Here is a 5,688-nt window from a genome sequence, read left to right on the forward strand (position 1 = left end):
CTGGCCAGTACCCTGTCTGCGCCAGCTCTCCTAGGAGCGTGCGTTCGACATCCGGTCATCTCAGTGGGGAGAAGACATCGTGGCGACTGGTGGATATGCGTTGGTGGACAGCCTGCACCGGCATGGGGTGCAACACATCTTTGGCTATCCGGGGGGAGCCATCCTCCCCATCTACGACGAGCTGTACAAAGCCGAGTCTCAGGGGCTGCTCAAACATTACCTGGTACGCCACGAACAAGCGGCTGCCCACGCCGCCGACGGATATGCTCGCGCCACTGGCAAGGTGGGGGTGTGTTTTGCTACCTCTGGCCCAGGGGCGACCAACCTGGTGACGGGCATTGCCAACGCCATGATGGACTCTGTACCGATGGTGGTCATCACTGGGCAGGTACCTCGCCATCTGATTGGCACCGACGGCTTCCAGGAGACGGACATCTTTGGCATCACCCTGCCCATTGTGAAGCACTCCTACGTGGTACGGGATCCGCGCCAAATGTCTCGGATCGTGGCAGAGGCTTTTCACATTGCCGGGACAGGGCGGCCCGGGCCGGTGCTGATCGACATCCCCAAAGATGTGGGCCTAGAAGAGTTTGACTATCAACCTGTCAGCGAGATCAACATCCCCGGCTACAAGCCCACCGTGCGAGGCAACCCACGGCAAATCCATGCGGCGGCCAAGCTGATCCTGCAGGCCAAACGGCCCTTGCTGTATGTGGGGGGTGGAGCGATCATCTCCGGTGCCCACGCCGAAATTGCCGAGCTGGCCCACACCTATCGGATCCCGGTGACCACCACCCTCATGGGCAAAGGGGCTTTCGATGAGAACGATCCCCTGTCGGTGGGGATGCTGGGCATGCACGGCACGGCCTATGCCAACTTCGCCGTCACCGAGTGCGACCTGCTCATTGCGGTGGGAGCCCGCTTCGACGACCGCGTAACCGGCAAGCTAGATGAATTTGCCAAGCACGCCAAAGTCATTCACATCGACATCGACCCAGCCGAGGTGGGCAAAAACCGTGCGCCCGATGTGCCGATTGTAGGGGATGTGCGCACTGTTCTGGTGGAGATGCTGGCTCAACTGAGCAAAATGCCTTCTACTCCAGGCCTAACTCAGGCTTGGCTGGATCGGATCGAGCGCTGGAAGCGGGACTATCCCCTGCAGGTGCCCAGCTACGAAGGCGTGATTGCCCCTCAACAGGTGATCGATGCCTTTCGTCGTCATGCTCCCCACGCCTACTACACCACCGATGTTGGCCAGCATCAGATGTGGGCGGCGCAGTTTCTGCGCAACGGGCCGCGCCAATGGATCTCCAGTTCTGGGCTGGGCACCATGGGCTACGGGTTCCCCGCGGCGATGGGAGTCAAGGTAGCCCTGCCTCACGAAGAAGTCATCTGCATCAGTGGCGATGCCAGCTTCCAGATGAACATGCAAGAGCTGGGCACAGTGGCTCAGTACGGCATTGCCACCAAAGTGGCCATCATCAACAACGGCTGGCAGGGCATGGTGCGGCAGTGGCAGCAGGCCTTCCACGGCGAGCGCTACTCCCACTCAGATATGTCTCCCGGAATGCCGGATTTTGTCAAGCTAGCCGAGGCTTTTGGGGTAAAAGGGATCCGCGTCGATCACCCCGACCAACTGGAAGATGCCATCCAGGAGATCCTCAAGCACGAGGGGCCGGTAGTGGCCGACTTTGTGGTCAAGCGGGACGAAAACTGCTACCCGATGGTGCCTGCCGGCAAAGCCAATTATCAGATGATCGGGCTGCCGGAGAAGCGGCAACTGGAACAAGCCGCCGAGCTGATCTACTGCCCCAATTGCGGCACCAAAAACCCCACCCTGCACAAGTTTTGCGCCGAGTGCGGCACCAAGCTCTAGAATCGGTGGCCTGGCCATCCGGCTAGGAAAGGTGGGCCCCAGCAGCAGGGAGTCTTCGGGGATATCGGGGCTACTGAACAAGCCAGATTAAAACGCTCCCTGAGCGCTCTGCGAGGCCAACACGAGCGACTCCTGCCCCTTTCCCAAAAGGAGAGGAAGGTTGGGATCAGCGCAACGAACGGAGGATCCCTCCTGCCCTGGGGTAGTTCGATCCCCTCAAGGAGGGTAGCCGGAAACTTCTGCCTCTGGTGTCTCTGGCGGTCGGAAGCAGGCACCCTCCAGACCTGCCCAACCGGCTTAGAGGGGTCGGTAAACCCGGTAGTTGATATTGGGGAAGATGTTGTCCATGTATTCCACCTTGGCCAGCCACTGCTCCTCTTCAGGGGTGGCTTTTTCTCGCCGAAACTGACCCTCTTTGATCTTCTCGTAGAGGTGGTTGAAGCGCAGCAGATGGGACTTGGTGCGGCGCACTGCATAGGGAACCATCGTCCCTGTGCGCATGATAAAAGCCCAGTCGGAAGATTGAGCCAGCAGCAGTTCTCGGGCTGCCTGGTTCAAGGCCCGCCATTCTAGGTCATCGGCAGGCTCGCGACGGCTCAGCTCGATCATCCGCTCGGTGGCCTTGTGCAGGTGGGGGTAGATCCAGGCGTTGGTGGGGTTGAGCCAGTACTCGTGGAAGCCGCGCGCCCCCCAACTGGACTGGGCAGGTTTGCACACCTGCTGGGTGGGGTTCTCCCGCAGGTACTCCGCCAGGTGAGTCATGCGGTAGGTGTTTTGGTCGAAGTAGCTCTTGCGGATGAGAAAATCCAAAAACCAAGGGCCCTCGTACCACCAGTGGCCGAACAACTCCGCATCGTAGGGGGCCACCACCAGCGGCGGGCGGCCCATGACGCTGTACAAATATTCGATTTGCCGCTGGCGGTTGAACATAAAGTTGCCCGCATGCTCTGCCGCTTTCTCCCGCGCCCAATAGGGGTCGTAAAGCTGCTTTTGCCCCAGGTCCAGGTTGCGCCCGGTGATGCGGTGGTACTTGATGCCGGTGTTTTTCCGCTGGCCGTTGGGCATGATGTAAGGCTTGATGTACTCGTAGTCGGCCTCATACCCTAGGTCTTTGTAGAACTCGCGGTAAACCGGATCCCCTGGATAGCCCACCTCTGCCGACCACACCTGCTGCGAAGACTCGTGATCCCGCCCGAAAACGGCGACGCCGGTCTCGGTAAAAATAGGGGCGTACATGCCGTAACGAGGCCGGGGCTTGGCGTAGAGAAGACCATGGGCGTCGGTGATCATGTAGCGCAGGCCGGCATCGGCAATCATCCGCTCCAGCCCTTGGTAATAGGCGCATTCCGGCAGCCAGATCCCCCGCGGCCACTGGCCAAAGTGTTCGTTGTAGTGCTCGCAGGCTACGATAAGCTGGGCCCAAACCGCCTGCGGGTACATCTGCATCAAGGGCAGGTAGCCGTGGGTAGCCCCACAGGTGATGATCTCCAGGTTGCCGCTGTCTTGAAACTGCTTAAAAGCTCGCACCAGATCCCGGTCGTAGCGCTCCCAGAGATCCCGCACCATGGCAAACTGCTTGATGTAGTGCTCCGCCAGGTAGCGAATGTGGCCGTTGGTGGCGTTTTTGTCGTACTCCAGCTGGGCCAGCTCTTCCAATTTGGTTAGGTAGTGGTCGTAGCGCTCCTGCAGCAAGGGATCCCGCAGCATCGACACCAAGGGCGGCGTCAGGGACATGGTGAAGCGAAAGTCGATGCCATCTCGCTGTAGCCCCTCGAACATGTGCAGCAGCGGCACATAGGTCTCCGTGATGGCTTCGTAGAGCCATTCTTCCTCCAGCACAAAGTCTTGCTCAGGGTGGCGCACAAACGGCAGGTGCGCGTGGAGTACCAAGGCGAGATAACCCATGGCAGCCGGCGATCCTTACAGACAGGGAAAGATAACGGAGCAGACTTGCCCTTCTCAGCAGCAAATCTGTAGAGAAGGTTAAGCCCAAGATTGCTACCTATCGTCCAGCATTTCGTCTTTGGGGTCAAGAGCTGGGATCGCTGGGGATCGCTGTTGGGCTCAGCGGTGACGAATGAAGTCGTAGATCTCCAGATACTCCTTGCCAGGATAGTTCCAGGAGTAGTCGTAGCTCATGCCTTGAATCTGCAGTTGACGGAACTGGTCAGGAGCGGTGTACCAAAGGTCGATGGCCCGATCCAGAGCCGACTCCAAAGCAGCTGGATCTGTGTGATAAAAGACGTAGCCGTTGCGTTGCTCGGGCAATTTGTGGGGATCGTAGTCGCGGTCGAAGACGGTATCCACCAGGCCACCCACTCCTCTCACCACCGGAACTGTGCCATACTTCAAGCCAATCATCTGAGTGAGTCCACAGGGTTCGTAGTGGCTGGGCACTACGATGATGTCTGCCCCCGCATAGATAAGGTGGGAAAGTTCTTCGTTAAAGCCCAACTCAATGTGAACATCGGGGTTGTTGTTGAGGTAGCTTTTCTCGTGGGCAAACCAAGCGCCGATCCCTCGCTCCGTAGCGGATCCCAGCAGAACAAATTGGGCATTTTTGAACAGGGAGCGGTAGATGGCATGATGCACCAAATGCACGCCCTTTTGCTCGTCCAATCGCCCGATATAGGCCACGATAGGCTTGTCAACATCCTGCAGTAGCAGCCGATCCCGCAGAGCTTTTTTGTTTTTAGCTTTATTTTCCAGCGTTTGAGCAGTGTAGCGCACGGGGATAAAGCGGTCGATCTCCGGGTTCCAAATGTCGTAATCGATGCCATTCAAAACGCCGCGAAACTTGTGCCGGTGCAAGTAGAGGGTATGGCCAAGTCCATAGCCGTAGTCGCCAAATTGCACCTCCAGCGCGTGATTGGGAGAGACCGTAGTGACAAAGTTGGAAAAAACAATTCCCCCCTTCATAAAGTTGAGAGAAAAGGGGTTGAAGTTATCGCGCAAACGGTCGTAGTGGAAGTAGTAGGGTTCGCGGTTGAGGCCGGTAGCCCAAAGAATCTCTGGGCCGCCAAAGCCTTGGTGTTTGAAGTTGTGAATGGTGTAGCACACCCGCTGGTTTCCCATGCCGTGGTACTTGTAGATCTCAAACAGCAGCACCGGTACCAACCCTGTCTGCCAGTCGTGGCAATGGATGATGTCGGGGCGCTTGTTGCTTTGTAGGAGAAACTCTAGAGCCGCCTTGCTGAAAAAAGCAAAACGCATGTTGTCATCCGGGCAGCCGTAATAACACCCGCGATTGAAGAAGTTATCGCTCGAGTGGGGCTCAATAAAAAAGCAAAGGCGGCCATGCACCCAGCCGCAGTACACCGAGCAGTGAATGGCTCCCCCGTACCAGGGCACCCAGAGATCGCGATAGGCATCGTGCAAGCCCCAGATCTGGTCGTAGCGCATGGTGTCATACTTGGGCAAAACCAGCTCGACACAGTGCCCCCGCACTTCCAGCTCCCGGCTGAGGCCGTACACCACATCCCCCAGTCCCCCCGCCTTGATGACCGGGGCACATTCAGACGCAATCTGCACGATGTACATTTCGAGATCTCCTGTAGCAGAGCCTTACCTTTCTTCACAAAACGATAATCGTTTTTGGCCCCGACAGAACATCCCTCGCAGCGGCAAGGGATCCCCACAATTAGGGATCCTCACTTTAGATAACCTCTGGGCAGACTGGGTTCAGGCTCAAGCGGCGCCATTTGCTCAGGAACCTGATCTACGGGAGCAGCTCTCTACGGAATTAGGGTCATTTGATTCAAACTAGGGCCCTGCACCCCCACTCAAAACGTTGGTCGCGTCAGCGTTGCGGA

General features: G+C 57.9%; 3 protein-coding genes. 1 reads left to right on the forward strand and 2 read right to left on the reverse strand.

Annotated features, from left to right (window positions below):
• Positions 1–49: 49 nt before the first annotated feature.
• On the forward strand, positions 50–1,876 hold the full coding sequence (gene ilvB / locus NW819_RS02040; protein ID WP_414412742.1) for a biosynthetic-type acetolactate synthase large subunit: 1,827 nt from the start codon (positions 50–52) through the stop codon (positions 1,874–1,876).
• A gap of 297 nt (positions 1,877–2,173) precedes the next feature.
• Here ilvB and NW819_RS02045 read toward each other — a convergent pair whose 3' ends face one another.
• A complete protein-coding gene (locus tag NW819_RS02045; RefSeq protein ID WP_414330234.1) occupies positions 2,174–3,781 on the reverse strand; it encodes a glycoside hydrolase family 57 protein in 1,608 nt (535 codons plus the stop codon).
• Positions 3,782–3,940: 159 nt separating this feature from the next.
• On the reverse strand, positions 3,941–5,416 hold the full coding sequence (gene glgA, locus NW819_RS02050) for a glycogen synthase GlgA (protein WP_414412741.1): 1,476 nt from the start codon (positions 5,414–5,416) through the stop codon (positions 3,941–3,943).
• Between the last annotated feature and the right edge of the window lie 272 nt (positions 5,417–5,688).

Source organism: Synechococcus sp. R8-2 (genome assembly GCF_047461715.1).
Classification (GTDB): domain Bacteria; phylum Cyanobacteriota; class Cyanobacteriia; order Thermostichales; family Thermostichaceae; genus Thermostichus.

Bases quoted from the DNA above. Each gene is read 5' to 3' on its own strand.
- glgA (WP_414412741.1), bottom strand. From the start codon at position 5,416: ATGTACATCGTGCAGATTGCGTCTGAATGTGCCCCGGTCATCAAGGCG.
- NW819_RS02045 (WP_414330234.1), bottom strand. From the start codon at position 3,781: ATGGGTTATCTCGCCTTGGTACTCCACGCGCACCTGCCGTTTGTGCGC.